The organism is Blastococcus sp. TML/C7B (assembly GCF_016612845.1).
GTDB lineage: Bacteria > Actinomycetota > Actinomycetes > Mycobacteriales > Geodermatophilaceae > Blastococcus.
On sequence record NZ_JAEOAA010000002.1, the window covers coordinates 108,636 to 132,865 of the forward strand.

The 24,230-nt window shown below is 74.9% G+C and carries 21 protein-coding genes, 4 pseudogenes and 1 riboswitch; of the genes and pseudogenes, 13 read left to right on the forward strand and 12 right to left on the reverse strand.

Annotated features, from left to right (window positions below):
• Positions 1–180: 180 nt before the first annotated feature.
• The 3 genes and pseudogenes from JKP76_RS13530 (at position 181) to JKP76_RS22565 (ending at position 2,601) form a co-directional block, all read left to right on the forward strand.
• The gene (locus tag JKP76_RS13530) at positions 181–2,115 is read left to right on the forward strand and encodes an FAD/NAD(P)-binding domain-containing protein (protein WP_200491517.1); all 1,935 of its coding nucleotides are present in this window, start codon (positions 181–183) and stop codon (positions 2,113–2,115) included.
• A gap of 41 nt (positions 2,116–2,156) precedes the next feature.
• Positions 2,157–2,288, forward strand: a pseudogene (locus JKP76_RS22560) (flavin reductase); the annotation flags it as partial.
• 118 nt (positions 2,289–2,406) lie between these two features.
• On the forward strand, positions 2,407–2,601 hold the full coding sequence (locus tag JKP76_RS22565; protein WP_309232986.1) for a flavin reductase family protein: 195 nt from the start codon (positions 2,407–2,409) through the stop codon (positions 2,599–2,601).
• Between the two features lie 472 nt (positions 2,602–3,073).
• Here JKP76_RS22565 and JKP76_RS23515 read toward each other — a convergent pair.
• Positions 3,074–3,829: pseudogene (locus JKP76_RS23515) on the reverse strand (cation:proton antiporter); the annotation flags it as partial.
• Between the two features lie 91 nt (positions 3,830–3,920).
• Positions 3,921–4,400: pseudogene (locus tag JKP76_RS22570) on the reverse strand (cation:proton antiporter); the annotation flags it as partial.
• Between the two features lie 102 nt (positions 4,401–4,502).
• Here JKP76_RS22570 and JKP76_RS13545 point away from each other — a divergent pair.
• The 4 genes from JKP76_RS13545 to JKP76_RS13560 are packed head-to-tail and all read left to right on the forward strand — an operon-like array spanning position 4,503 to position 6,979.
• Entirely contained in the window at positions 4,503–5,138 is a 636-nt protein-coding gene (locus JKP76_RS13545; RefSeq protein ID WP_309229737.1) for a sigma-70 family RNA polymerase sigma factor, read from the forward strand.
• Positions 5,135–5,962: an anti-sigma factor domain-containing protein gene (locus JKP76_RS13550; RefSeq protein ID WP_200491520.1), complete on the forward strand. Its 828-nt coding sequence runs from the start codon at positions 5,135–5,137 to the stop codon at positions 5,960–5,962. Before JKP76_RS13545 ends, JKP76_RS13550 begins: the two co-directional genes overlap by 4 nt.
• An 11-nt stretch (positions 5,963–5,973) precedes the next feature.
• Positions 5,974–6,528: a G/U mismatch-specific DNA glycosylase gene (mug, locus tag JKP76_RS13555; RefSeq protein ID WP_200491521.1), complete on the forward strand. Its 555-nt coding sequence runs from the start codon at positions 5,974–5,976 to the stop codon at positions 6,526–6,528.
• Between the two features lie 7 nt (positions 6,529–6,535).
• Complete coding sequence (locus JKP76_RS13560) at positions 6,536–6,979, forward strand: flavodoxin family protein (protein WP_200491522.1); 444 nt, start codon at positions 6,536–6,538, stop codon at positions 6,977–6,979.
• 145 nt (positions 6,980–7,124) lie between these two features.
• Here the strand turns inward: JKP76_RS13560 and JKP76_RS13565 are convergent, their stop codons facing one another.
• Both JKP76_RS13565 and mqo read right to left on the reverse strand, forming a co-directional pair.
• Positions 7,125–7,328 carry a cold-shock protein gene (locus tag JKP76_RS13565; protein ID WP_104524457.1) on the reverse strand — a complete coding sequence of 68 codons (204 nt, stop codon included), beginning with the start codon at positions 7,326–7,328 and terminating at the stop codon, positions 7,125–7,127.
• Positions 7,329–7,529: 201 nt separating this feature from the next.
• Positions 7,530–9,032 (reverse strand): malate dehydrogenase (quinone), encoded by a 1,503-nt coding sequence (mqo, locus tag JKP76_RS13570; RefSeq protein WP_200491523.1) that lies wholly within the window; start codon positions 9,030–9,032, stop codon positions 7,530–7,532.
• Positions 9,033–9,269: 237 nt separating this feature from the next.
• Here mqo and JKP76_RS13575 point away from each other — a divergent pair, with 237 nt between their 5' ends.
• Positions 9,270–10,139, forward strand: coding sequence for a tryptophan 2,3-dioxygenase (locus JKP76_RS13575; protein ID WP_200491524.1), 870 nt, complete (start codon positions 9,270–9,272; stop codon positions 10,137–10,139).
• Positions 10,140–10,157: 18 nt separating this feature from the next.
• On the opposite strand, the gene JKP76_RS13580 is transcribed toward JKP76_RS13575, so the two are convergent.
• Complete coding sequence (locus tag JKP76_RS13580) at positions 10,158–11,252, reverse strand: aromatic acid exporter family protein (protein WP_200491525.1); 1,095 nt, start codon at positions 11,250–11,252, stop codon at positions 10,158–10,160.
• Between the two features lie 333 nt (positions 11,253–11,585).
• Here JKP76_RS13580 and JKP76_RS13585 point away from each other — a divergent pair, with 333 nt between their 5' ends.
• A complete protein-coding gene (locus JKP76_RS13585) occupies positions 11,586–13,058 on the forward strand; it encodes an RNA polymerase sigma factor (protein ID WP_304504740.1) in 1,473 nt (490 codons plus the stop codon).
• Here JKP76_RS13585 and JKP76_RS13590 read toward each other — a convergent pair.
• From JKP76_RS13590 to JKP76_RS21150, 4 genes and pseudogenes are all read right to left on the reverse strand, one after another.
• A complete protein-coding gene (locus JKP76_RS13590; protein WP_200491526.1) occupies positions 13,006–14,073 on the reverse strand; it encodes a hypothetical protein in 1,068 nt (355 codons plus the stop codon). The genes JKP76_RS13585 and JKP76_RS13590 overlap by 53 nt on opposite strands.
• The gene (locus JKP76_RS13595; protein ID WP_309229736.1) at positions 14,070–14,561 is read right to left on the reverse strand and encodes a SigE family RNA polymerase sigma factor; all 492 of its coding nucleotides are present in this window, start codon (positions 14,559–14,561) and stop codon (positions 14,070–14,072) included. The genes JKP76_RS13590 and JKP76_RS13595 overlap by 4 nt, the downstream gene beginning before the upstream one ends.
• A gap of 118 nt (positions 14,562–14,679) precedes the next feature.
• Entirely contained in the window at positions 14,680–15,825 is a 1,146-nt protein-coding gene (locus tag JKP76_RS21145; protein ID WP_309233064.1) for a phosphoenolpyruvate carboxykinase (GTP), read from the reverse strand.
• 94 nt (positions 15,826–15,919) lie between these two features.
• Positions 15,920–16,567, reverse strand: a pseudogene (locus JKP76_RS21150) (phosphoenolpyruvate carboxykinase); the annotation flags it as partial.
• A 306-nt stretch (positions 16,568–16,873) separates the two neighbouring features.
• Here JKP76_RS21150 and JKP76_RS13605 point away from each other — a divergent pair.
• A complete protein-coding gene (locus tag JKP76_RS13605) occupies positions 16,874–17,674 on the forward strand; it encodes an SGNH/GDSL hydrolase family protein (protein WP_200491527.1) in 801 nt (266 codons plus the stop codon).
• Between the two features lie 31 nt (positions 17,675–17,705).
• Here JKP76_RS13605 and JKP76_RS13610 read toward each other — a convergent pair whose 3' ends face one another.
• A complete protein-coding gene (locus JKP76_RS13610) occupies positions 17,706–19,889 on the reverse strand; it encodes an MMPL family transporter (protein ID WP_200491528.1) in 2,184 nt (727 codons plus the stop codon).
• 165 nt (positions 19,890–20,054) lie between these two features.
• Between JKP76_RS13610 and JKP76_RS13615 the strand changes: the two genes are divergently transcribed.
• The 3 genes from JKP76_RS13615 (at position 20,055) to JKP76_RS13625 (ending at position 22,275) form a co-directional block, all read left to right on the forward strand.
• Entirely contained in the window at positions 20,055–20,663 is a 609-nt protein-coding gene (locus tag JKP76_RS13615) for a TetR/AcrR family transcriptional regulator (protein ID WP_200491529.1), read from the forward strand.
• Positions 20,664–20,816: 153 nt separating this feature from the next.
• Positions 20,817–20,970: riboswitch (cyclic di-AMP (ydaO/yuaA leader) on the forward strand.
• 11 nt (positions 20,971–20,981) lie between these two features.
• Entirely contained in the window at positions 20,982–21,869 is an 888-nt protein-coding gene (locus tag JKP76_RS13620) for a hypothetical protein (protein WP_200491530.1), read from the forward strand.
• Positions 21,870–21,969: 100 nt separating this feature from the next.
• Positions 21,970–22,275 carry a hypothetical protein gene (locus tag JKP76_RS13625; RefSeq protein ID WP_200491531.1) on the forward strand — a complete coding sequence of 102 codons (306 nt, stop codon included), beginning with the start codon at positions 21,970–21,972 and terminating at the stop codon, positions 22,273–22,275.
• A gap of 17 nt (positions 22,276–22,292) precedes the next feature.
• Here JKP76_RS13625 and JKP76_RS23520 read toward each other — a convergent pair whose 3' ends face one another.
• Both JKP76_RS23520 and JKP76_RS13635 read right to left on the reverse strand, forming a co-directional pair.
• Positions 22,293–23,264: an NADPH:quinone oxidoreductase family protein gene (locus JKP76_RS23520; protein WP_200491532.1), complete on the reverse strand. Its 972-nt coding sequence runs from the start codon at positions 23,262–23,264 to the stop codon at positions 22,293–22,295.
• Positions 23,265–23,334: 70 nt separating this feature from the next.
• Complete coding sequence (locus JKP76_RS13635) at positions 23,335–24,195, reverse strand: siderophore-interacting protein (RefSeq protein WP_200491533.1); 861 nt, start codon at positions 24,193–24,195, stop codon at positions 23,335–23,337.
• Positions 24,196–24,230: the final 35 nt, after the last annotated feature.

Below are 24,230 nucleotides of genomic sequence, written 5' to 3' on the forward strand. Positions count from 1 at the left end.
AGTCCAGTCGCCCCGCCCGGGAGCAGACGTCCGTGCGCCAGGGAGGAGGCCGGCCCGTGGTCGCGACCCCGCTGCGCTCCCGCCGGCACGTCGACCTCCTGCGCACCTGCAGTGCCCTCTGTCCGACGCGCTGACCACCCCGTCCTCGCGCGTCCGCACCGGTACTGGAGACGACCCCGCATGTCCGCACCCGCCCCGCACTCCCGCTTCCTGCCCGGCCCGTCCTTGTGCGTCGTCGGCGCCGGCCCGACGGCGATCGGCGTGCTCGAGCGCCTGGTCGCCAACGCCCCCGCCCTCTCCGGCGGCGCCCGGCTGACCGTGCACCTCGTCGATCCGCACCCCGCCGGTGGTGGCCGGGTCTGGCGCGCCGCGCAGCCCGACCTGCTGTGGGCGAACTCGCTGGTCGGCGACGTCACCGTGCTGCCCGACCGGTCCGTCGTCGTCGAGGGACCGGTGACCGACGGCAGCACCCTCTGGCAGTGGGTGCAGGACGTCGGCCGAGGGCTGCCCGCCGACTCCGCCGTCGGTCGCGAGGCGCGGCGGCTGGGGCCGGCGTCCTTCCCGTCCCGGCCGCTGGTCAGCGCCTACCTCGCCTGGGCGCTGGACCGGGTGGTCGCCGACGCCGCGCCGTGGGCCGACGTCCTGGTGCACCGCACCCGCGCGGTGGACGTCGACGACCGCCCCGACGGCGCGACGGTGCACCTCGCCGACGGGGTCGTGCTCGACGTGGACGCCGTCCTGCTCGCGCAGGGCCACCTGGACGCCGCACCGACCCCCGCCGAGCGGCGCACCGCCGCGCGGGCGGCGGCCGCCGGCCTCACCTACCTGCCCACCGCCTACACCGCCGACGTCGACCTGTCGGTGCTGGCGCCGGGGGAGGACGTGCTCGTGCGCGGCGCGGGGCTGGCGTTCGTCGACCTCGTGGTGCTGCTCACCAGCGGCCGCGGGGGCGCCTTCGAGCGCACCGGCGAGGGGCGGCTGCGCTACCTGCCCAGCGGTCGCGAGCCGGTGCTGCACGTCGGCTCGCGCCGCGGGGTGCCCTACCGGCCGAAGCTCGGCTACCCGTGGGCCGGCCCGCCGGTGCCGCTGCGCTTCTTCACCCCGGCCGCCGTGGACGCCGCCTTCGGGCCGGCGCGGCAGCTGGACCTGCGGGCCGACCTCGCCCCGCTGATCACCCGCGAGCTGGGCTGGGCGCACTACACCGAGCTGTTCCGCGCCTTCCCCGAACGCACCGCGCTGCCCTGGGCGGAGTTCGCCGAACGGTACGTCGCGGCCGGCCCTGCGGAGCTGGCCCGGCTGGCCGCCGAGGCGGTGCCCGATCCGGCCGACCGGTTCGACCTCGCCGCGCTGGACCGGCCGCTGGCGGGGGTGCGCTTCGACGACTCCCACGAGCTCCAGGAGTGGGTCCGCGGGCACGTGCGGCAGAGCCTGGACCGCGCCGCCGACCCCCGGCACAGCGCCGACTCGGCGGTCTTCCTCGCGCTGCTGCAGTGCCACGGCACCCTCGCCGCGCTGGTCACCGGGCGCCGGCTCACCCCCCGCTCGGAGTGCGAGGACCTCTCCGGGTGGTGGATGAACCTGTTCAGCTACCTGGCCAGCGGCCCGCCGGGTCCCCGGCTCGAGGAGCTGCTGGCGCTGTCCGAGGCCGGCGTGCTCCGGTTCCTCGGCGCCGACGTCGAGGTGGTGCTCGACGAGCGGGCCGGCGTCTTCCGGGCCGTCTCGCCCAGCGCGCCCGGTGCGGTCGAGGCCCGCGCCCTGGTGGAGGCCCGCATCCCCGAACCCGACGTGAGCGCCACCCCCGACGCGCTGGTCACCGCCCTGCTGGCCCGCGGTGCGGCCGCCGAGCGCGTGCTGGCCGACCCGGCCGCGCCGGCGGGGCACCGGCGCACCGGCCGGCTGGACGTCGACCCGTCGCTGCGCGTCCGGACGGCGACCGGCGGGGTGCGGCCTCGGCTGTTCGCCGTCGGCTTCTGGACGGCGGGGGCGCAGGTCGCCGCCTTCGCCCGGCCGCGCACCAACGCGCCCTTCTTCCGGCAGAACGACGCGCTCGCCCGCACCCTGTGGTCCGCGGTCACCGAGCCGGCCGCCGCCCTCCCGGTCGCGGGTGCGGCGTGAGCGCCCCTGCGGTCGCCCTGGCCGACGACTTCCGCGCGGTCATGGCCGGCGTGGCCACCCCGGTCGCCGTCGTCTCCACGCTGACCGGGGGAGTGCCGCACGGCACGACCGTGAGCGCCTTCGCCTCGCTCTCGCTGGCCCCGCCCATGGTCATGGTGGCGCTCGACGAGCGCTCGGACCTGCTGCGGCGGCTCGCCGTCGGCAGCCCCTTGGGCCTGTCGGTGCTGGCGGTCGGGGAGTCGGGCCCTGGCGCACGCGTTCGCGCGCAAGGGCGAGGACAAGTTCGCCGGCGTGCCGTGGGAGCTCGACGCCGGCGCTCCGCGGCTGCGCAGCGCCGGCGGCTGGCTGGGGTGCACCGTGACCAGCCTGGTGCCCGGCGGCGACCACGTCATCGTGCTGGGGCAGGTGCGGCGCGCCGATCCCGGGACCGGCGCGCCGCTGACCTACCACGCGCGGACCTTCGGCACCCACGTCGCCGCGGGCTGAGGACCGGACTCAGCGCTCCGGGCGGGCCGGGAGCAGCCGCTCCTCGTGGTCCAGCTCGCGCTCGAGGATGCGCAGGCTCTCGTCGGGCAGCCGGCCGGTGTCCCGCCAGTCCAGCAGCGCGGCGCGCTGCGCGTCGAGCACCGAGCGGCGCACCCGCAGCGCCGCCTCGTACTGCGGCGACATCGGGATCGCGCCGGCCTCGGCCGTCTGCAGCAGGTCCAGCCGCTGCCGGTAGCGCGCCAGACGGGTGGACAGCTTGCACGCGGATGGCGGCGATCGCCTCGTCGTCGACGTGGTCGTGGCGGGCCACCTCCAGCTCGGTGAGCCGGGCCAGGCCCGCCTCCACCGACGCTGCGCGCGCCTCGTTGCGCAGCCGCGCCTCGTCGGCCTGGTCGGCCCGGATCCCCAGCAGCCGCACCATCGGCGCGAAGGTGAGCCCCTGGCCCACCAGGGTCACGAGGACCGCCAGCAGCGCGCAGAACAGCAGCAGGTCTCGGTCGGGGAACGGCGCGCCGGACTCGGTGAACCGGGGCAGCGAGAAGATCGCGGCCAGGCTGATGACGCCGCGGGTGCCGGCCCAGCTCAGCGCGACGATCTCCCGCCCGGTGAGCCGGCCGTGCGCGTGCGCACCGGGGTCGTCGTCGACGTCCTCGCTGAGCCGCATGTGCAGCGACTGGGGCATGTGCTCGGTGAGCCACAGCCACAGCGGGCGCAGCAGCAGCACCACCCCGACGGTGATCAGCGAGGCGGTCCAGATGGTGGAGGCCTCGTAGGCGCCCAGCCCGTCGATGATGCTGGGCAGCTGCTGGCCGATGAGCAGGAAGACGATGCCCTCGAGCAGGAAGTCGACCAGCCGCCAGACCGCGTTGGTCTGCAGCCGGCTGGCGCCCGAGGCCCAGCTCGGGTTGTTGTGCCCGATGACCAGCCCGGCGATGACGACCGCCAGCACGCCGGAGACGTCTACCGCCTCGCCGAGCAGGTAGGCGACGAACGGGGTGGCCAGCGAGATCGCGTTCGACGACAGCGGATCGGTGCGCAGCCGGCGCAGCGGCCGGATGGCGACGGCGACCGCCAGGCCCATCGCGACACCGCCGACCGCCGCGACGAGGAACTGCCCGACGGCGCCCGGCGCGGAGAAGCCGTCGCCCTGGGCGGCGGCGATCGCGACGCCCAGGATGGTCAGCGCGGTCGCGTCGTTGAGCAGACCCTCGCCCTGGATGAGGGTCACCAGGCGGGGCGGCAGGCCGACCTTGCGCGCCGACGGCCAGCGCGGCCACCGGGTCGGGCGGGGCGACCGCGGCGCCCAGCGCGATGCCCGCCGCGAGCGTGGCGCCGGCGACGAACAGGGCGAACCCGACGCCGATCAGCAGCGCCGTGGCCAGCACGAGCAGCACCGAGAGGCTGACGACCGTGCGCAGGTTGCGCCGGATCGCGGTGAGCGAGGCGTCCAGCGCGGCGCTGTAGAGCAGCGGCGGCAGCACCAGCAGCAGCACGAGGTCGGGGTCGAGCACGATGTTCGGCCCGGGCAGCACCGCGTAGCCGATCCCGCACAGGGTGAGCAGCGCCGCCTCGGGGAGCCCGGTGCGCGCGGCCACCCAGTGGACCGCGACGATGACGGCGACCGCGCCGAGGACCAGCAGCAACAGGTTCTCGGCATGCACCCGCCCAGTCTTCCGGACGTCCGGTCCCCGGGCCCGGTCCGGCTCCTGCGCGGTGCGTCGGCGCCGCCGCGCGGGAAGAGACGGCCGGGGGTGAACCGATCCGGCGCAGGGCACGAACGCTGCCCGACGACGTGCCACCGACCGGAGGAGGAGCGCGTGCGACCGCTGACCGGAACGCGGCCGGCCGCCGACCGCGGTGCTGCCGCCGTGCGCGCCCCGCGGCCGGTTACCGTTGCGGGCGTGGACGAACCGGCATGCAGGCCGGAGAACGCCGCCGCCGTCGCCCTGCTCGCCCGGATCCGGGCCGGCGACCGGAACGCCGTCGACGAGCTGTACGCGATGTTCGGCCGGCAGGCGTTCGCGCTGGCCCGCCGGATCCTGGTCGACGACGGGCTCGCCGAGGACGTCGTCCAGGAGGTGTTCCTGTCGGTGTGGCGGAGCCCCGGCGCCTTCGACGAGCAGCGGGCCGCCGTCTCGTCCTGGCTGCTGGCGATGGTCCACCACAAGGCGGTCGACGCGGTGCGCCGCGAGGAGGGGCACCGGCGGCGCGGCCGCCGGGCGGAGGACGACATGGCACTGGACGCGCCGACGGCCACCCGCGACGCCGAGGAGCAGGCCGTCGACCGGGTGGTCTCCCAGCAGGTTCGCGCGGCGCTGGGCGAGCTGCCCGCCGCGCAGCGCGAGGCGCTGGGGCTGGCCTACTACGGCGGCTACACCCAGCGGGAGGTCGCGGCCCTGACCGGCGTCCCGCTGGGCACCGTGAAGACCCGCATGCTGGCCGGGATGCGCAAGCTGCGCACCGACCTCGGCCGCAGCGCCGGCCCGGCGACCGAGGGCCGCGCGGCCGCCACGCCGACGGACGGGAGCGCCCGGTGAGCGCCGCCGCGACCGGCCCCGGGCACGGCGAGCACTCCGAGGAGCTCGCGGTCGGCTGGGCGCTGCACGCGCTCGAGCCGGGGGACGCGGAGACCTTCGGCGCGCACCTGGCCGGGTGTGCGCGCTGCCGCCAGGTCGTCGCCGAGACCACCGACGTCATGGGCGACCTCGCCGCCGCCGTCCCCGCGGCCGAGCCCCCTCCCGCCCTCGCCGAGCGGCTGCGCGTCGAGGTGGCGCGCACGCCGCAGGACGCACCGGCCGCGCCGGCTACGGACGTGCCGGCTCCCGACGTGCCCGCTCCCGACCTGCCCTCCGCCGCACCCGCCGCCCCCGTGGCGCTGCCCGTGCCGCGCCGCCGCCGGACGGCGGTGCTGCTCGCCGCCGCCGTCGCCGCGGTCGTGGGCCTCGGCGGCTGGGCGGCCGTGCTCGTCGGCGATCGCGACGAGGCCCGGCGCACCGCGGCCGCCGAGGCGTCGGTGGTGGACGAGCTGCTCCGCCCGGGCCCGGCGACCGTCGTCCCGGTGGCCGACCCCGACGGCCGCACGGTGGCCACCCTGCTGGCCCGCGACGACGGCGTCCAGGTGGTCAACCGGGCGCTGCCGGCCAACGACCGGGAGACCGAGACCTACGTCCTGTGGGGCCTGGACCAGGGCACCCCGAAGGCGCTGGGCGCGTTCGACGTCACCGGCTCCGGCCGGCAGCTGCGCACCCTGGCGGTCGAGGACGCCGACGGCTTCCCCGGCTACGGCATCAGCATCGAGCCGGGGCGCCGCGCGCCCGAGGCGCCCACCGACGTCGTCGCCCGCGGCTCGCTGCCCGGCTGACCCGCGGTCCCGTGGACGGTCCGCAGGCGGGCGGCAAGCCGGTGCCCGACGTGCTCGCACCCGGCCTGGACGTGCTGTTCTGCGGGATCAACCCCTCGCTGATGTCGGCCGAGCGGCGGCACCACTTCGCCCGGCCGGGCAACCGGTTCTGGCCGGCCCTGCACCGGGCCGGCCTCACGCCGCGGCAGCTGCGCCCCGAGGAGGACGCCGAGCTGCCGCGCTGGGGCCTCGGGGTGACCAACCTGGTCGACCGGCCCACCCGCACGGCCGCCGAGCTGGGCCGCGACGAGCTGCGCGCCGGAGCCGCGGCGCTGGAGGAGCTGGTGGCGCGGTACCGGCCGCGGCTGCTCGCCGTCCTCGGGATCAGCGCCTACCGGCTGGGCTTCGAGCGGCGCGGCGGGGTGCTGGGCGAGCAGCCCGAGCGGATCGGCGGCGTCCGGACCTGGGTGGCCCCCAACCCCAGCGGGCTCAACGCGCACGTCCAGCTGCCCGACCTCGCGCGGCTCTACGGCGAGCTGCGGACGGCGGCCGGCCGGGCGCGGGACGGCGACCCGGACGCGGGATGATCCGGGCATGGCCCGTCTGCTCGTCGTCCACCACACCCCCTCGCCCGCACTGCAGGCGGTCCTCGAGGCGGTGAAGGAGGGCGTGGCCCTCGCCGAGGGCACGGAACTGGTGCTCCGCCCCGCCCTCTCGGCCGGAGCGGCCGACGTGCTGGCCGCAGACGGGGTCCTCCTCGGCACGCCGGCCAACATCGGCTACATGTCGGGGGCGCTCAAGCACTTCTTCGACACCGTCTACTACCCGTGCCTGGACGCCACCCCCGGCCTGCCCTACGGCGTCTACGTGCACGGCAACGACGACACCGCCGGGGCGCTCACCAGCATCGCCCGCATCACCGGGGCGCTGCGCTGGAAGCAGGTGGCCGCGCCGCTGGGCCTGACCGGTGCGGCGTCGCCCGCCGACCTCGACGCCGTCCGCGAACTCGCCGCCACCGTGGCCGTCTCGCTGGACTGACCGCTGCCCCTGGGAACGCCGAACAAGGGCTCCGTCCCCTGCCCCCGGAAACGCCGAACGGGGGCTCCGTCCTCTGCCCCCGGAAACGCCGAACGGGGGCCACGGCGCCGGAGCGCCGTGACCCCCGTCCGGGGATCAGTTCAGATCAGAGGGGACGGACGTTCTCCGCCTGCGGGCCCTTCTGGCCCTGCGTGACGTCGAACTCGACCTGCTGGCCCTCGTCGAGCGAGCGGTAGCCGTCGCTGACGATGGCGGAGTAGTGGCAGAAGACGTCGGCGCCGCCGCCGTCCTGGGCGATGAACCCGAAGCCCTTCTCCGCGTTGAACCACTTCACAGTGCCCTGAGCCATGTTGTTCTTCTTCCGTGCTGGGGGGTGACCGGACCGGCACTTCGCTGATCCGGGGCCGCCGCACCGACCGGCAGGACCGAGAGGAACGTCAGGCAGAGACGACTGCGGACGTTCGAGAACGAGCAGAGGTACAACAGCGACCGGGGAGAACCCTACCCCGTCGCGACCCGCTGCCGGTAGCCCCGCCCCCGAGGAGGGGGGTCAGCCGTCGAGCTCGAGGGTCTCCATCGTGTCCTTGCGCACCTGGGCCAGCAGCTCGGGCTCCTCGGACAGCTTGTGGCCGTACGAGGGGATCGCCTCCTGGATCAGCGGCCGCCACGACGTCATGCGGTCGGGGAAGCAGCGCTCCAGCAGCGTCAGCATCGCCGCCACCGCCGTCGAGGCGCCGGGGGAGGCCCCGAGCAGGCCGGCGATGCTGCCCTCCGCGCCCACGATGAGCTCGGTGCCGAACTGGAGCATGCCCTTGCCGGTGGACGGGTCGCGCTTGATCACCTGGACCCGCTGACCGGCGGTGATCATGTCCCAGTCGTGCTCCTCGGCCTCCGGGACGAAGCCCTGCAGCGTCCGGTGCCGGGCCGCCCGCGACTGGAGCAGCTCCTTGATCAGGTACTTGGTGAGCGCCAGCTCCGTGCGGGCGACGCCGAGCATCGAGCCCAGGTTGTTCGGCCGCACGCTCAGCGGCAGGTCGAAGATCGAGCCGGCCTTGAGGAACTTGGGGGAGAAGCCGGCGTAGGGCCCGAACAGCAGCGAGTGCTCGCCGTCGATGAGCCGCAGGTCCAGGTGCGGCACCGACATCGGCGGCGCGCCGACGGCCGCCTGGCCGTAGACCTTGGCCTGGTGCTTGCTGACCAGCTCGGCCGCGGTGCTGCGCAGGAACATGCCGCTGACCGGGAAGCCGCCGAAGCCGGCGATCTCCGGGATGCCGGTGCGCTGCAGCAGCGGCAGGGCCCCGCCGCCGGCGCCGACGAAGACGAACTTGGCGCGCACCGTGCGCGGCTCGCCGGAGCGGGTGTCCTCGACGGTCACCTTCCAGCGGCCGTCGGTCTCCCGCTCGATGTCGCGGACGCGCTGGTGGGTGTGCGCCGCGACGCCGCGGGTCTCGGCGTCGGCCAGCAGCAGCTTGGTCAGCGCCCCGAAGTTGACGTCGGTGCCGGCGATCGAACGGGTGGCGGCGACGGCCTGCTGCGGGTCGCGGCCGGCCATGACCAGGGGGATCCACTGCTCGAGGACGGCGGGGTCCTCGGCGTGCTCGAGCTCGGCGAACAGCGGCTGCGCCTTGAGCGCGTCGTAGCGGGCGCGCATGTAGCGGCGGCCCTCGTCGCCGGTGACGAAGCTGACGTGCGGCACGGGGGAGATGAAGTCGCGGGGGGACCCGGTCATCCCGCCGCGCACCAGGTGCGACCAGAACTGCCGCGAGACCTGGAACTGCTCATTGATCGAGACGGCCTTGGTGGCGTCGACCCGGCCGTCGGGACCGGCCGGGGTGTAGTTGAGCTCGCAGAGCGCGGAGTGCCCGGTGCCGGCGTTGTTCCAGGCGTCGGAGCTCTCCCCGGCCAGGGCGGGACCGGCCTCGAAGACGGTGACCGACCAGTCGGGGGCGACGATGCCGAACAGCGAGGCGAGGGTGGCGCTCATGATCCCGCCGCCCACGAGCACCACGTCGGGGTTGGAGCTGTCAGGTACTGCGCCGCGATCCGAAGTCACTTCTGCCTCTCTGGCCAACCGGGGGAGGGCACCCGCGGGCGCCGCACCCTAGATGGTCGGCCGAAACCGCTGCCGACGTGCGATCCGCGGGGTGTGAGGAATCTCGCCCACCGTGAGCTCCGTCATCTCCCGGGCCGCTGCACGCGTGGTTTCCCCGCATCTCGTCCGGGCATGCCCGGACGTCCTCACTCTTCCAGAGGGAGCTGCGACCTCCCCCGCGAGGGCTAGCGTGCGCCCATGGCCACCGATCCCGACGACGCCGCACGCGCGGAGCGCACGCTCGAGCAGTCCATCCGGACCGACCTGACCGCCGACGCCGGCTACGGCGGCTACCTCGGCCTGGACCAGCTGCTGGCCGCCCAGCACCCGCGCAGCAGCCCCGAGCACCACGACGAGCTGCTGTTCATCGTCCAGCACCAGACCAGCGAGCTGTGGCTGAAGCTGGTGCTGCACGAGCTGGTGGCCGCCCGCCGCTACCTCGCCGCCGACGAGCTGGACCCGGCGCTGAAGTGCCTGGCCCGGGTCAAGAACATCCAGCGCACGCTCACCGAGCAGTGGTCGGTGCTGGCCACCCTCACCCCGCGGGAGTACGCGCAGTTCCGCGGCGCCCTCGGCAACGCCTCGGGGTTCCAGTCCCACCAGTACCGCGCGGTGGAGTTCGTCCTGGGCAACAAGAACGCCGCGATGCTGCAGGTGTTCGAGGCCGAGCCGGCCGCCCGGCAGCTGCTCGCCGAGCTGCTGGACGCGCCGACGCTCTACGACGAGTTCCTGCGGCTGCTGGCCCGGGCCGGGTTCGACGTCCCGCGGGCCGTGCTGGACCGCGACGTCCGGGAGCCGTGGCGGTTCGCGGAGGGGCTCGTGCCGGTGTTCCGGCGGATCTACGAGTCGACCGAGACGCCGTGGGGGGTCTACGAGGCCTGCGAGAGCCTCGTCGACATCGAGGACAACTTCCAGATGTGGCGGTTCCGCCACCTGCTGACCGTGCAGCGCACGATCGGCGCCAAGACCGGCACCGGGGGCTCCTCGGGCGTCGGGTTCCTCAAGCGGGCCCTGGACCTCACCTTCTTCCCCGAGCTGTACGCCGTCCGCACCGAGATCGGCAGCTGAGCCGCCGCCCCACGCGGCTCACGACGGCGCGCCGAGCGCGACCAGCCCGCGGCGGACGGCGTCGATGACGCTGCCGGCCACGAACAGGTCCTCGCGCGTTGCGCTGCGGGTGCGCCGGACCTCGTCGGCGAGGGCCTGGACCGCGTCGTCCGCCACGCGGAGCGCCTCCGGGTCCGCCGTCCGGTCCCGCACCGTCCGGAGCGCGTCGCCCAGGGCGCCGAGGGTCCGGGCCGCGGCCGGCCGCAGCGCCGGGCCCAGTGCCACCCGCTCGAGCTCGGCCCGCTCGGTGGCGGTCAGCGCGTCGGTGAGCTCCTCGACCAGCAGCGTCAGCCGCTCCAGGGCGCGGGCCTGCAGCACCTGCTGCCGCGCGTCCTCGGCGTAGCGGCGGGCCTTGCGGTTGCCGCGCTGCGCCTCCAGCGCCTGCTCGACGGCGGCCCGCATCTCGGCCAGCACAGGGTCGATCGTGCGGGTCCGCTCCTGCCAGCCCTCCGCGGTGGGCGGGGTCTGCTGGCGCAGCCCGTCGGCGAGGTCGTCCAGCTGGTCGGCCAGCGCGTCGCGCAGCAGCTGGAGCTGGGCCTGCGCCGGCGCCAGCGGGAGCGGCGGGAAGGCGGCGGTGACGGCGAGCCCCACGAGCGCACCGAACAGGGTCAGCCCGGCGTAGCCGAGCACGTAGGCCGTCGGGTTGGCGTTGCCGATGATGAGCACGAACAGCCCGGATGTCGGCACCCAGCTGCGCGAGCTGCCCAGCAGCGGCCAGCCGGCCAGCAGCACCCCGACCGCGACGACGAGCGCGATCGCCAGGAGGTCGGGGCCGGTCACGGCGTCGACGACGAGCGCGACCGCGGCGCCCAGCGAGATGGCGGTGACCGTCTGCGCCGACTCCCGGACCGAGCCGGTCAGCGTCGTCGAGCTGGCGATGACCGCGCCCAGGGGCGCGTAGTACGGGTAGTCGGCGGCCGGGCCGGGGACCAGCCGCACCAGCGCCCAGGCCAGCGAGGCGGCCAGCGCCGCCTTGAGCGCCATCCCCACCCGCGGGTGCCGGGCCCAGGTCCGCCGGGCCCGGCCGTGGAGGGCTCGGGGCCCCCGTCGTGCGTCGGTGTCGGTGGCGGGCACCGGGGACCTCCTCCCGTCAGCGGCTGCACCCCGAGCCTGCCCGCGGCGGGGGCGGGCCGAACGTGCGGGGTGCCCGGGTGCGGCGTGCGTCCCGCCGCCGGTGGGGCGATTCCACCCCGTGGGGGCGGCCCGGAACGGTGGGCGGCGGCACCGGTCCCGAGGACGGGCTAAAATGGCTCGTCGTCCCCGGGAACGCGCCGAAACGGCCGGAACCGCAGGACATCCGCTCCCCACCCTCAGCACGTGCCGGCTCCTCGTCGCGCACGCGCCGGCCTCTCCGCCAGGACCGCCACGTCCCCGCGACGCCGTCCGATCCCGTCACGAGAGGCGACGATGACTGCGACCGACATCGCCCAGCCGGCCCCGAACGCTACGGACGAAACCATCACCACTCCCACCAAGCCCAAGACCGCGGCGAAGCCCAAGGCCGCCGCCAAGCCCAAGGCCGCCGCCAAGCCCAAGGCCGCCGCCAAGCCGAAGGCGCCCGCCAAGGCGAAGGCCGCACCGAAGTCGAAGGCCGCGCCGGCCGAGACCGACGAGGTCCTCGACGACGACGTCCTCGAGACCGCCGTCCCGGCGGAGACCGTGACCGTCACCACCAGCGCGGTGGAGGAGGACGACGACAGCGACGCCCCCGAGGCCGAGGGCGACGCCGCGGCCGGCGCCACCGGTGGCGAGTTCGAGTGGGGCGACGAGGAGGAGTCCGCGGCCCTGCGCAAGGCCCGCAAGGACGCCGAGATGACGGCCTCCACCGACGCGGTGCGGGCCTACCTCAAGCTCATCGGCCGGGTGAAGCTGCTCACCGCCGAGGAGGAGGTCGACCTCGCCAAGCGGATCGAGGCCGGGCTCTACGCCAGCCACAAGCTCGCCGACGCCGCTGCCGCCGGTGAGACGCTGCCGGTGGCCCGCCGCCGCGAGCTCACCTGGGTGACCCGGGACGGCGAGCGCGCCAAGGACCACCTGCTGGAGGCCAACCTGCGCCTCGTGGTGTCGCTGGCCAAGCGCTACACCGGCCGCGGCATGGCGTTCCTGGACCTCATCCAGGAGGGCAACATGGGCCTGATCCGGGCGGTGGAGAAGTTCGACTACACCAAGGGCTTCAAGTTCTCGACCTACGCGACGTGGTGGATCCGCCAGGCGATCACCCGCGCGATGGCCGACCAGGCGCGCACGATCCGCATCCCGGTGCACATGGTCGAGGTCATCAACAAGCTCGGCCGCATCCAGCGGGAGATGTCGCAGTCCCTCGGCCGCGAGCCCACCCCGGAGGAGCTGGCCAAGGAGCTCGACCTCACCCCGGAGAAGGTGCTGGAGATCCAGCAGTACGCCCGGGAGCCGATCAGCCTCGACCAGACCATCGGCGACGAGGGCGACAGCCAGCTCGGTGACTTCATCGAGGACTCCGAGGCCGTCGTCGCCGTCGACGCGGTGAGCTTCGGCCTGATGCAGGACCAGCTGCTCTCCGTGCTGCAGACGCTGTCGGAGCGGGAGGCCGGCGTGGTCCGGCTGCGCTTCGGCCTCACCGACGGCCAGCCGCGCACCCTGGACGAGATCGGCCGCGTCTACGGGGTCACCCGGGAGCGGATCCGGCAGATCGAGTCCAAGACCGATGAGCAAGCTGCGCCACCCCAGCCGCTCCCAGGTCCTGCGCGACTATCTCGACTGAGCCGCAGGCCAGCTGACGAGATCGGCGATCTCGCACCCTCCGGACATCCAGAGCGTGCGAGATCGCCGATCTCGTCGTTGCGGGGGTTCACGCAGCGGCGGCCCACTCGGCGGCGGTGGCCTCGTCGTAGTAGCGGATGAGGCCGCAGCCCTCGGCGATGGGACCCCGGCCCTCGACGTCGCTCACGTCCCCGGCGACCAGGAGGCGCGAGCCCAGGGCGTAGGTCTCGTCGAACCCCTGTGCCGTCTCGACGTAGGGAGCCGTCATGTGCACGGTCACCGTCTCGCCGGTGCCGCCCCGGTACCAGGCGTGCACCTCGAAGGTGACCGAGTAGTAGCCGTCGGCGGGGTCTCCCGGCAGCGGGGGGAACCGCTGCTGTCCGATCTCGGTGACGGTGCCGTCCAGCGCGAAGCCCGTCTCGGCCACGAGGGCAGGGGAGTAGCCGGGGCAGCCGCTGGCGTCCTCCTCCGGCAGCGGGCCCGCCGGCAGCTCCCCGGCGGCGACGGCGGTCCACTCGTCGGCGGTGGCCCCGTCGAAGTAGCGGGTGTAGCCGCAGGTGAAGCCGAACCGGGCCATGTCGTCGTCCACGGGCATGGCCCCCGACGCACGCTCGGTGGACGCGAGCACGCCGGAAACGAGCAGGCGCGTGCCGATCCCATAGGCGCGCACCTCCGAGTCCTCGGTGTCCGGCCCGTCGAGGAGCACGTCCACCGTCCCGCCCGAGCCGCCGGCGTACCAGGTCCGCACCTGGAACGTCACGCGCACCATCTGACGGGGCATCTCCGGCCCGAGGTCCGGGCCGGGCTCGACCGCCGCGACGGTGCCGTCGAAGGCGAAGCCCCCGTCGCGGGTCAGGAGGGCGGCGAGCCCGACGACCGAGTACCCCTGGCAGTCCGTGGTGGCGTCGCCGGGGAGCGCGCCGACGCCGGTGGGCGCGGCCACGGGCGACGGGTCGGAGGCGAGCGGGTCCCAACCGGCCGCAGTCCCGCCGACGACGGCGGCAGCCGCGACGAGCCCGGCCGCCACCGTTCGCCGGACGCGCCGGCGCCGGCGCACCCGGTGCAGGGTCACGGTGGCCAGGCCGCCGGCGTCCGGCGCGGCCGCGGCGTCGGCGGCGAAGAGCTCCCGCAGGTGCCGCTCGGTGGGGCTGCTCATGGCGCCTCCTGGACGGTCTCGGTGAGGGCGGTGGTGCGCAGGGTGGCCAGCGCGCGCGAGGCGGTCGCGCGCACGGCGCTCGGGCTGACGCCCATCGCGTCGGCGATCGCGGCGTCGTCCAGGTCGGCGTGGTACCGGAGCACCAGCACGGTGCGTGCCCGCGGCGCCAGGCCGGCCAGCAGCGTGCGCAGCTGGTCGCGTTCCGCCAGGGCGTCGCCGGGCCGGTCGGCGAGGTCGACCCGGTCGGGCAGCTCGCTCGGGCGCTCGGTGCTCGACCGGCGCCGTCGCCAGCTCAGGTGCGCGTTCACCAGCATCCGGCGGACGTACGCCGCGGGGTCCTGCGCCGCGGTCACCTTCCGCCAGTGCCGATAGGCGTCCGCCAGCGCCGTCTGGGTCAGGTCCTCGGCGAGGTGCCGGTCGCCGGTCAGGACGAACGCCAGCCGCAGCAGGGCAGCCCCCTGCGCGTCCACGAACTCCTCGAACGTCACGCCCGCTCCCGTCAGCCGTCCTCACCCCATCAGACGCATCGAACGGATCCAGATGCTGCACGCCGGGCGGGAGACGACGAAGGCCCCGACCGGCGTGCGGTCGGGGCCTTCGTGGCGGTCAGCGGGGGAGGGGACCCCCGGTGATCACTTCGCCTCGGCGTCCAGGGCGTCGGAGACGCGGCGGTGCGCCGCCCAGATCTCCTGGGGCATGTCGCGGAACAGCGAGAGGTGCTGCTCGCGGTGGCCCATCTCCTGCTGCCAGCGGTGGGTGTCGATCGTCAGGAGCGTCTCGAGGTCGATCGGCGCGGAGGTCGTCCATGCCCTCGAGCGACAGCTCCTCCTTGGTCGGCACGATGCCGACGGGGGTCTGCCGGCCGGTGACCTCGCCGTTGCGCAGCTGCATGAGCCACAGCAGCGGGCGGAGGTTGTCCCGGTAGCCCGGCCACAGGAAGCGGCCGTCCTCGCCGCGCTGGAACCAGTTCACGTGGGCGAAGATCGGCTGGTCCTTGGCGGCCCCGATGATCTTCAGCCAGTGCTCGGCGTACCGGCCCTCGGAGTAGGCCATGAAGGGCCGCATCGACATCGGGTCGTACCGCAGCACGCCCTCGGTGCCCTCGGCCGCGAAGGTCGCCTCCGCGCCCAGGGTGAGGCCGTCGTAGACGCCCTCGGCGAGGTCGGTGATCGCGCGGATCAGCGGCTCGCGGTCACGGGTGCGCCCACCGAAGATGATCGCGTCGACCGGGACGCCCTTGGGGTTCTCGTAGTCCGGCGCGATGTTCGGGATGTTGGCCAGCGTGGTGGTGAACCGGCTGTTCGGGTGCGCCCAGGGAGCGTCCTTCTCCTCCTCGGAGCGCTCCGAGATCAGCTCGCCCTTCCAGTCGCGCCAGCCGGTGACGTCGGCCGGGGGCTGCTTGCTCTTGCCCTCCCACCAGACGTCCTGCGTCTGCTCGTTGTAGGCGACGTTGGTGAAGATAGTCCCGGTGCCCTCGGCGATCGCCTCGACCGCGGTGGGGTTGGTGGTCTCGTTGGTGTCCTTGGCGACGCCGAAGGCCCCGTACTCCGGGTTGATCGCGTAGACGCGACCGTCCTCGTCGTCGACCCACAGCCAGGCGATGTCGTCGCCGTAGAAGTGCACCTGGTACCGGTCGCCCAGGGAGTCCGGCGACAGGATCATGGCCAGGTTGGTCTTGCCCGAGGCGCTCGGCATGCCGCCCACGATGTGGTACGTGCGGCCGGTCTCCTTGTCGGTGATCCCCAGGAGCAGGAACTGCTCGGCGAGGAACTTGCCGGAGGCCCAGCCCGTCGTAGGTGGCCTGGCGCAGCCCGTGGGCGATCTTGCCCAGCAGCGCGTTGCCGCCGTAGGACGAGCCGTAGTGCAGGATCGTGCGCTCGTCGGCGATGGTCACGAAGTAGCGCTGGTCCTCGGCGGTGCCCTGGCCCAGGCTGTCCAGGTCGCCGGTGACGTGCACGCCGCGGACGAAGTAGTCCTGGTCGGCGAGGTCGTTGACGTACTGCACGCCCACCCGCGCCATGCGGATCATGTGCAGGACGACGGTGCGGGTGTCGGTGAGCTCCACGCCGGTGGCGAAGGGCTGCAGCGGGGAGCCGGGGGGCGCCATCACGTAGGGGACGACGTACATCGTCTTGCCCGCGGACTTGCCGGCCATCCGCTCCTCGAGCATCGGGCGCATCTCCGACGCCGGGCGCCAGTTGTTGTACTCGCCCTTGTCGTCGGGGTTGTTCGTCGCGACGACCGTGCGCTCCTCGGAGCGCGCCGTGTCCTTGGGGTGGCTGCGCGAGTAGTAGCGCCCCTTGCCTGCGGGGAGGAGCTCACCCGCCTCGAGCGCCTCGGCGATCAGCCGCGCGTCGTCGGAGGCGTTGACGACCTCGACCCGCTCGGCGCCGGTGTGCTGCGCCCAGTGCTTCACGTAGGCGCGAACCGCTTCGTTCGTCAGCCCGGCTTCGTCCAGAACCGCGTCTATGGCAGTCACGAGGATCCTCTCCATCCGCTACGACCCACCTTCTCGTCCCAGGCGGGTTCCAGCCACCGCGGCGCTCGCGCGCCTGCGGGGGCGGCCCCGTGATCGGGAAACTCCGGGAATGGTGTCAGGCCTGTTACGGCCGGAGCACGTCGGGAGTCCCGCGGACCGTCGCCGGGCATCCGGAAGAGTGCTTCCACCGCTCGCACGTGTGACGTCCGTAACGCCGCAGGCGGGCGCTCGTTGTCCCCGGCACCTCGTCCCCGCCCCGCTGGAGTGCTCCCGTGCGCCGTCTCGTCGCGTGCCTGTTCGTCCTCGTCAGTCTCGCTGGTGGTGCTCGCGCCACCGTCGTCGGCCGGCGGCCCGGTCCGCTACGTCGCGCTGGGCGACTCCTACAGCGCGGCCTCCGGCGTCCTGCCGCCGGACCTGACCGCGCCGCCGCAGTGCCTGCGCTCGACGGCGAACTACCCGCACGTCATCGCGGCCGCGACCGGCGCGCAGCTCACCGACGTGACCTGCGGGGCCGCCGACACCGGTGACTTCCTGGCCGCGCAGTACCCGGGCGTGGCTCCCCAGCTGGACGCGGTCGCCGCGGACACGCAGGTGGTCACGATGACGATCGGCGGCAACGACAGCAGCGTGTTCCTCAACGCGATCCTGCAGTGCGGCGCTGCCGGGCTCTCGACCCTCGGCCAGGGCAGCCCGTGCCGCGACACGTACGGCACGTCCTACGAGGACACCATCCGGACGACGACCTACCCGGCCCTGGTGCAGGTGCTCCAGGCGGTGCGGGCGAAGGCGCCGCGGGCCGAGGTCGCGATCCTGGGCTACCCGTGGATCGTCCCGGCGGCCGGCGGCTGCTTCGACAAGATGCCGATCGCGACCGGTGACATCCCCTACCTGCGCGGTGTGCAGGCCACCCTCAACGACGCCGTCCGCCGGGCGGCGAAGGCGACCGGCGTGACCTACGTCGACATGAGCCGGGCCTCGGACGGGCACGACGCCTGCCAGCCGCTCGGCGTCCGCTGGGTCGAGCCGGTGCTCCAGGGCACCAACCCGGTGATCGTGCACCCCAACGCGCGTGGCGAGGCCGGGATGGCCGCGGAGGCGCTGAAGGCCCTCCGCCGGCTCTGATCGGCGACCCCGCCGGGGCCGGTCGCCGGGCTCAGACGGCGACCGGCTCCTTCGCCGCGGGGCTGTCCTCGAGCGCGCGGGTGAGCTTCTCGCCCTCGACGTCGACGTCGGGCAGCACCCGGTCCAGCCAGCGGGGCAGCCGCCAGGCCGAGCGGCCCAGCAGCGAGAGCACCGCGGGCACGATCGTCATGCGGACGAGGAAGGCGTCGACCGCGACCCCGAAGGCCAGGGCGAAACCCATCGTCTTGATGATCGTGTCGCTGGCCAGGATGAAGCCGGCGAAGACGCTGATCATGATCAGCGCGGCCGCGGTGACCACCCGGGTGCCGTGGCGCATGCCGCCGACGACCGCCTCGTCCGGCGTGGCGCCGTGGACGTACTCCTCCCGCATGCGGGTCACGAGGAAGACCTCGTAGTCCATCGCGAGGCCGAACAGCACGCCGATGAGGAAGATCGGCAGCAGGCTGATGATCGGCCCGGTGCTCTCCACGCCGAACACGCCGCTGAGCCACCCCCACTGGAAGATCGCGACGACGGCGCCGAAGGTGGCGACGACGCTCAGCAGGAAGCCCAGCACGGCCTTGAGCGGCACCAGGACGCTGCGGAACACCAGCAGGAGGAGCAGGAACGCCAGCCCGACGACGACGAGCAGGTAGGGCAGCATCGCGGCGTTGAGCTTGTCGGCGACGTCGAGGGTCACCGCGGTGACTCCCGTGACGGCCAGGGAGACCCCGGTGTCGGCCCGCAGCTGCGGCGCCAGGTCGCGGATGGTGCTCACCAGCTCCTCGGTGGCGTCCGTGGCCGGGCCGCTGGCCGGGATCACGGTCATGACCGCGGTGTCCTGCGCCGGGTTGAACTGCGCCGGTGCGACGACCGCGACGTCGTCGAGCTGCGCGATGGCGGCCTGGGCCTGCTCGGTCCCGGCGACGGCGCCGCCCTCCCCGGCGCCCTCGACCAGCACCAGCAGCGGTCCGTTGAAGCCCGGGCCGAAGCCCTCGCTCACCAGGTCGTAGGCCTTGCGCTGCGTGCTGTCCGGCGCGGCGGTGCTCTCGTCCGGCAGGCCCAGCTCCAGGTCCAGCGCCGGGACGGCGACGACGAGCAGCGTGCCGGCGGTGACCAGCAGGGCGACCAGCCGGTGGCGGACCAGGGCGGCGCCCCAGCGCGCGCCGAACGGCTGCGCGGCCTGCTCCTCGCGCTCGAGGCGGGCGCGGCCGCGCGTGCCGAGGATCCGCAGGCCGGCGAAGCCCAGCACGGCCGGCAGCAGGGTGAGCGCGATGACGACGGCGACGGCGACGGTGCCGGCGGCGGCCAGGCCCATCGCGGTGAGGAACGGGACGCCGACGACGGAGAGCGCGGCGAGCGCGATGACCACCGTGAGGCCGGCGAAGACCACGGCGGAGCCCGCGGTGCCCACGGCGCGGCCGGCGGCCTCCTCCGGCTCCCGGCCGAGGAACAGCTCGTGGCGGTAGCGCGACACGATGAACAGCGCGTAGTCGATGGCGACGGCGAGGCCGAGCATCAGCGCCAGCGTCGGGGTGCTGGAGCTCAGCTCGACGAAGCCGGTGGCGATCGTGACGCCGGAGACGCCGAGGGCCACGCCGATGATCGCGGTGAGCAGCGGCAGGCCGGCGGCCACCAGCGAGCCGAAGGTGAGGGCCAGCACGAGCGCCGCCACCAGCAGGCCGATCACCTCGGCGGCGCTCTGCTCGGGCACGCCCTGGGTGGCGTCGCCGCCGAACTCGACCTGCAGGCCGGCGCTCTCGGCGCTGCGGCCGGCGTCGAACAGCGCCTCGCGGTCGGTCTCGGAGACGTCGATGGTCTGGATGTCGTAGGCGACCTGCGCGTACGCGGTCCGCCCGTCGGCGGAGACGCCGTTCTCCAGGAACGGGTCGGTCACCGATGCCACGTGCGGCGCCTCGGCGACCTCGGCCAGCGCCTGCTCGATCGCGCTGCGCGTCCCGTCGTCGGCCACGGTGCCCTCGGCGCGGAAGACGACGCGGGCCGAGGCGTTGTCCGCCGCCGTGCCCATCTTCTGCTCGAGGGTGTCGAAGGCCGTGATGGACTCGACGCCGGGGATGGTGAAGGAGTCCGAGGTCGGCCCGGACAGCGTGGCCGCACCCGCGCCGAACACCGCCAGCAGCAGCGCCCAGACGAGGGCGACCAGGCCGCGGCGGCGGAAGGAGAACCGGCCGAGCCGGTAGAGCAGGGTGGCCACGAGAACTCCTCGATCGGGGTGGCGGGCGCGGCGCCGGAGGGCCGGTCCGCAGGCTCGGACGGCGTCGGTGAACGCGACGTGCCGGCTCCGAGGAGACTAACCGCGCAGCTAGGCTGGCCCTAGCCGATCGGCTAGGTGAGATGGCACACGTCGGGAGGGGGAGCGATGAGCGCAGCACCGGGCAGCACGGCTCCGGAGGGTGGCACCGACCGCACCGCGGGGGCCGGCCGCGCCCGCCTGCTGCAGGCCGCGTTGCGGCTGTTCGCCGAGGACGGCGTCAGCGAGACCTCGCTGCAGAAGATCGCCGACGCCCTCGGCGTCACCAAGGCGGCCGTCTACTGGCACTACCGCTCCAAGGACGAGATCATCCTGGCCGCCCTGCGGCCCGCGCTCGACGAGCTGGAGCGGCTGGCCGTCGCCGCCGAGGCGGAGCGCAGCCGGCGCGGCCGGGTGGAGCTGCTGGTCGCCGGCCTCGTCGACCTGCTGATCGGCAACCGCGGCGGGTTGTCGGTGCTCATGGGCGACGTCGCCGTCCGGCACCTGCTCGAACAGAACCCGGCGCTCATGGGCGTGCTGCAGCGGATCGTCGACCAGCTCGCCGGTCCCGACCCCGCCCTCCGGGTCGCGGCCACGCTGTTCCTCGTCGGGCTTCCCGGCCCGGCCGCCGATCCCGGCTCCGCCGCGCTGGAGGACGCCGAGCTCCGCGAGCACCTCATCGAGAGCGGGCGGCGACTGCTGCTGCCGAGGCGCTCGACACGCCCGGGCCCCGCATAGCTGCGGCGCACCTCACACCCGGCGCATCGCCCCAGGTAGGGGGCCCGTCCCGGCCCCGCGTGGCCCGGTCGCCGATTGTCACGGAACCGTAACGCTGCCTACCGTGGCGCGGTCCGTCGGTCGCACCGTCCCCACCCGGGGAAGCCGCCGGGCGCCGCTGAGTCGCCGTCGTCCTCCGGGGCGCGGGGAGCCGGGGACCCACCGCAGCACTGGGGTGAATCGCGCGCCGGACCGCCGTCCGCCGCGGGTAGGGCACTTCTGAGCCCGAATCCGTCAGCTAACCCGGTAGGCGGTATCGGAAGAACGGAGAGCCGCCGGATGGCGCGCCCCAGCACCACCGCACGACCCCGGTCCACCCGCCCCGCCGCCCACCGGCGCCCCCCGTCGGCGACCCGCCGGCCGGCCGTCTACATCGGCGTCGCCGCCGCAGGCGCCGTCATCGTGAACCTCGTCGTCGGGCCCGGCCCGGACGCGCAGGCCGAGGCGGCGCAGACCGAGTCGGTCAGCGTCGCCCGCCAGCTCGGCATCGAGGGCAGCTCCGGCGCGGTCGACGTCGCGCGGGACCTGGGGCCGCTGGCCGACCTGGCCGCCAGCCGCAGCAGCCGTGAGGACGCCGAGTTCGCCGCGCTGGCCACCCAGGCCGCCGCCGACCAGGCGGTGCTCGACCAGCAGCGGGCCGACGCGGAGGCCGCCGCCCGGCGGGCCGCGGAGGAGGCCGCCGCACGGCAGGCCGCCGAGCTCGCCGAGCTGGCCGCGGCGCAGGCCGCTGCCGCGAAGCCCGCGCCGGCCGCACAGGCCCCGGCCGCGGCGGTCGCGCGGGCCGCGGGCTCGGTCGCCGCCACCACCCGCGCGACGATCAGCAACAGCGCCGGTGCGATCAAGCCGCGGGCGCAGGCCGCCGCGGACGCCGTCGTCAGCAACGTCCCGGGGGCGGGCTCGATCACCCTCGGCGGCACCCGGCCCAGCGCCACCGACCCCGGCGGCCACCCCTCGGGCCTCGCGGTGGACTACATGGTCATGGCGAACGGCGCCCTCGGCGACGCGATCGTGGCCTACCACGTGGCGCACTGGAGCGAGCTCGGCGTGGAGTACCTCATCTGGGAGCAGCGGATGATGAGCACGCCGGGCGGTGCGTGGAAGCCCATGGAGAACCGCGGCGGCGCGACGGCCAACCACATGGACCACGTGCACGTGAACTACCGCTGAGCGCGGCGCCCAGCGGGCCGGCGCTAGTGTCGACGGCCCCGGGCGGCGGCTCCTCCGAGCACGCGGCCCGTTCCCGGAGACCGAGCTGGAGGAGCGCACCGTGACGACGACCGGTCGTGGACGGGGCCCCGACGACGAGGAGTCGCCCGCGGCTCCGCCGATCCCGTCCTTCGCCTCGCTGCGCGCCCCGCGCCGCACCCATGCCGCGATGGACGTGCTGCTGCCGCCCGCGCTGCCGCCGGTGCCCCCGCCGGTGCGGGAGCGGCCCGTGGCGGCCGCGCCCAGGCCCGCCGAGTGGCCCGACCTGCTCCGGTTCGGGGTGCGCGCCGCGACCGCCGCACTGCGCCTGCCCGGCCTGCTGGTGCGCGAGCCGGCGCGCCGGCTGCGGCGCCTCCTGGGGGAGTAGCGCCGCAGCCGGTGCGGTCAGCCGCGGACGCGGAGGAGGACCTTGCCGGCGGCCCGGCGCTCGTCGAGCTCGGTGACGGCGGCGACGACGTCCTCCAGCGGGTGCACGCTGCCCAGCACGGGGTCGAGCTTCCCGGCCTCGAGCAGCGGGTAGAGGTCCTCCCACTGCTCCTTGGGGAAGCCGGGCGCCCCGACGGACCAGAACGCGCCCCAGCCGACGCCGACGACGGAGACGTTGTTGAGCAGCAGCCGGTTGACCTTGACCGTGGGGATCTCCCCGCCGGTGAAGCCGAGGACCAGGATCCGGCCCTCGCGGCCCAGGCTGCGCAGCGAGTCGGTGAAGCGGTCGCCGCCGACCGGGTCGACGACCACGTCGACGCCCTTGCCGCCGGTCAGCTCCTTGACCGCGTCGCGGAAGCCGTCGGCCGGCACGACCTCGTCGGCGCCGGCGGCGCGGGCGACCTCGCCCTTGGCGTCGCTGGACACGACGGCGAGCACGCGGGCGCCGTAGGCCTTGGCCAGCTGGACGGCGGCCGTGCCGAGCCCGCCGGCGGCGCCGTGCACCAGCACCGACTCGCCCTCGCGCAGCTGGCCGCGTCGGCGCAGCGCGAAGTGCATGGTCAGGTAGTTCATGGGCAGGGCGGCGCCCTGCTCGAAGCTGACGCCGTCCGGGAGCGGGAAGGTCAGCGACGGCGCCGCGGCGACGACCTCGGCGAAGCCGCCGAGCGACGGGAAGGCCGCGACGCGCTGGCCGGCGGTGAAGCCGCTGCCCTCGGGGGCGGAGCGCACGACGCCGGCCACCTCGCTGCCCGGGGTGAAGGGCAGCGGGGGCTTCATCTGGTACTCGCCGCGGCTCTGCAGCACCTCGGGGTAGGTGACGCCGGCGACGTGGACGTCGATGAGCACCTTGTCGCCGGCCTCGGGCTCGGGGACGTCGACGACCTGGATCGCCCGGGGGCCGTCGAGGGTGGAGATCTGGGCGGCGCGCACGGGTCCTCCTGCGGTGGGGGTCGGTGGGGCTCCGAGCTTGTCAGACGGCCGCCGCGGCCGGGCGGGCGGCTCAGGCCGGCGCCGGGGCCTCCTCGGCCGCGATCTGCGCGTTCCACTCCTGCTTGGTCGACTGCCAGCCGTCCTCGGTGTCGCCGCGCCGCCAGTAGCCGGAGATCGACGTCCACTCCGCGTCGAGGCCGCACACGGCGCGCAGGTGCCGGCGCAGCTCGCGGACGGCGTGGGCCTCGCCGTGCACGAACAGGTGCCCGCGGCCGGGCGGCAGTTCCGCGGCCCGGACGGCGGCGACCAGCGTCTCGCCCGGTTCGCCGTCCCCGCGGTGCAGCCAGCGCAGCTCGGTGCCGGCGGGCACGGTCAGGTCGGGCTGCTCCTCCTCGGGGCCGGCGACCTCGACGAAGGCCAGGGCCCGCGCGCCGGCGGGCAGTCCTTCGAGCGCCGCGGCGATGGCCGGCAGCGCGGCCTCGTCCCCGGCGAGCAGGTGCCAGTCGGCGCCCGGGTGCGGGCGGTAGGCGCCGCCGGGCCCCATGAACTGGATGCGGTCACCGGGCTGCGCGGCGGCGGCCCACGGGCCGGCCACGCCCACGTCGCCGTGGTGCACGAAGTCGATGGTGAGCTCGCCGGCCTCGGCGTCCCACGCCCGCACCGTGTAGGTGCGGGTGACCGGCCACTGCTCCGGCGGCAGGGTGGCGCGCAGCTCGTCGACGTCGTAGGGCGCCGTGTAGCCGGCGCCGGCCGGGGGCAGCTGGAGCTTCACGTAGTGGTCGGTGAACTCGCCGGCGGGGAGGTCGCCCAGCCCCTCGCCGCCGAGGACGACGCGGATCATGTGCGGGGTGAGGCGCGTCGTGCGCAGCACCTCGGCCACCCGCGGGGTGCGCTTGCGGGGCTGGCGGGTGGCCTGTCGTGCCTCGGTCATGCCTGAACGGTAGTCCGGGGCTGGTTAGGGTGCCC